This is a genomic window from Spiroplasma sp. ald (assembly GCF_044714355.1).
In the GTDB taxonomy this organism is placed as follows: Bacteria; Bacillota_I; Bacilli_A; order Mycoplasmatales; family Mycoplasmataceae; genus Spiroplasma; species Spiroplasma phoeniceum.
In genome coordinates this window covers 1-2,653 of record NZ_RXFY01000126.1, presented here as the reverse complement: position 1 = coordinate 2,653, position 2,653 = coordinate 1, and the positions used below count along the sequence as shown (strand labels likewise).

The window sequence follows — 2,653 nt, the reverse complement described above, 5'->3', positions numbered from 1 at the left end:
ATTATGGCAACAATTAATTTGCCACAAGTACCTTTTACATTGCAAGGTAATACAACAGGTCAAAAAGCCTATGTTGATATGGTTAATGCTTTATTGCGTGGACCTTTATATAATGAATATGCAAGTATTATGCAGTATGCAACAGCAACTGCNGAACAAGTTGCTTGATTACCTAATGCAGGACAAGCACTATATAATTTAACTCATCGTGTGGTATGACAAGATGATTATTCATTACCAAATGGTGGAACAACTCAAACAATGGGATTAACAAGAATTCCAGTTCCGATTGATAAGAGATTTAATTTAAAATTAATGAATGAGGCTTTTGACTTAGCATTAATAGAACAAAATATTAAAAATGGTGTTATTGCTGATGCTATTTCTAGTGTTGTACAAAATAAATTTGTTAATTTAGAATGTGAATTAATTCAGGCTATTTATGATTATTGTTTAGCAGATGGTCAATATGAAGTAATTCCATTTCGTAGTTATACAGCAGAAAATGCTGATGATGCAAATAAGGCATTCTTTACATTAAATGAAACTTTGATTGAATTAACTAATCAAATTAGTAATTTATATTTTGGATTGCCAACAGATAAAATGTTTATGGTTTTAGGTCGTAGAGCCTATTTAGGATTAACACCTGCGTATTTAAAAGTAATTGGTTCACAAGCCCAATTAAAAGCAATGGTTAATGGTGAATTATATGAAAATACTGCAATGGGTATTCCTGTATCTAAAAGTTTTCATTTAGAAAAAACATATACAAAAGGACAAGTTAACCGTGATAAAGGTTATAATTTTACTAATGTAAATGGTTTAATTATTAATAAACAAGTATGAGCATATCCAATTAATATGGATACTATTCAACAAGTTTTAGATAATGATACTGCTAACCCTAAATGAATTGGTAAAGTACAATATGCAACACCAACTATTTTATATCCAAAAACATGTAAAATTATTTTAGAAAAAGCACCTACACAAGCAGAAATTAAACAAGCATATGATAACTTAAATAAAACTTATCGTGTTCCTATTGATTATGAAATTTTATCACCAACACCAAGTAAAATTGATATTAGTAAAATTAATAAATTAGATAAACCAACTATTCATGTTGACGATCCAACTCAAACAACAGCCGAACAATTAAAACCACAATTTAAAGCTGTCGTTTTAAAAGCAATTAAAGCCGTAGATAGTTCTTTAACTGAGAATGATTATGATTACTTTATTGAAGCTAAGGGTGAAGATTGACCAATNGATATTACAAATGATAAAACTGTTGAAGTTCAAATTGAGGGTAAAAACAANGCTACTGGTCAAACAAATCCAATTGATGTTGTAATTAAAAATTCTTAATAAACAATGAACTTACTAATTTTACGAGTTTTAACTTTATTAGTATCTAATTTAGAAAATAAACCTTTAATAAGTAAATTTGTAAATTTAATTAATAGAGTTAATCAAGTTCAAAATAAAGTATTAAAACCAATTAATTATATTACTGATAAATATAATAAAATTACAAGTAAAGTTGAAGATATTTATCAGTGATTAAATCCATTTACTTATTTAGATTTAATTAAAAAAGGTCATAAAAAAGAAATACAACAAATATTAAGTCAATTAGAAAAAGATAATAATATTAAAAATAGAGAACAATTTAAAAATGAAAATTATCTAAATACTAATTGACAACCTTTAAATAGTAGTTGACTTGATAGTGGTATGTTTAATATAACAAATAAGTTAACTTTAACAGGTAATTTAACTATTTTAATATATACAAAAACAGCAAAACATCCTAAGTTTTATGGTCCATATGTTTATCCTAGTGTTCCAGTTGAAATATGAAAATTATTAAGTAATGCTGTTTCTAATGCAGGGACTTTATTTTGGCGTTATTGATTAAGAAAATGGTTACCTAGTCATTTAAGAAATTATATTAAAAAACGATTACCACAAGCATTAAAAGAAAAATATCCCAAAGGAAATATTAAATTAACATTACCAACTATTCAAAAATTAAATCAAATTAAAAAGTTTATTAATAATTTAAAGATTGGACATTTTAATTTTAATTTTGCTGGTGAAATTAATAATAAAAAATGATATCGTGAACGCCGAAGTGATGTTAAAAATATTAAGAATTTATATAAAACACCAGTTAAAAATAAATTTTATCAGGTTAATAAATCTATTAAAGCAATTAATAAAACCAAAAGAAAGGTTAATAGTTATAAACCAAATAATTTAAAAAATAAATATCGTAATCAATTAAGGGGTGTTTTATATGGAAAATAATTTAAGTAATTTGTTATTTATAACAGTTGAAGATGTTAAAGAAAGTAAACTTTGACAACCTATTAATGATCGTAAACAATCTGCTTATAATGATAATTTAATTTATAATGCTATTTTAAAAACTAGTTTATGAATGGATAGATTATCAGGTGGAACAATATCTGATAAAATTAATAAAAAAGATTTATTTCCTTGAATTAAAAAAGATAATACTGGTTTAATTGAATATGATAAATGATTAAGTTATATTCAATCTGCTTGTTTATTAGCAGTTATGAATTGATATTTACCAAAAGGAGTTAATGACTTAACAGGTAGTGCTTCATTTTCACAA

General features: G+C 24.8%; 2 protein-coding genes. Both read left to right on the top strand.

Annotation, left to right across the window (positions count from 1 at the left end; translation table 4 throughout):
* Positions 1 to 1,380: 1,380 nt before the first annotated feature.
* Complete coding sequence (locus tag EHU54_RS05400) at positions 1,381 to 2,319, top strand: hypothetical protein (protein WP_400249357.1); 939 nt, start codon at positions 1,381 to 1,383, stop codon at positions 2,317 to 2,319.
* The coding region (locus tag EHU54_RS05395) for a hypothetical protein (RefSeq protein WP_400249356.1) at positions 2,309 to 2,653 on the top strand (345 nt) is incomplete at its 3' end. The genes EHU54_RS05400 and EHU54_RS05395, both read left to right, overlap by 11 nt.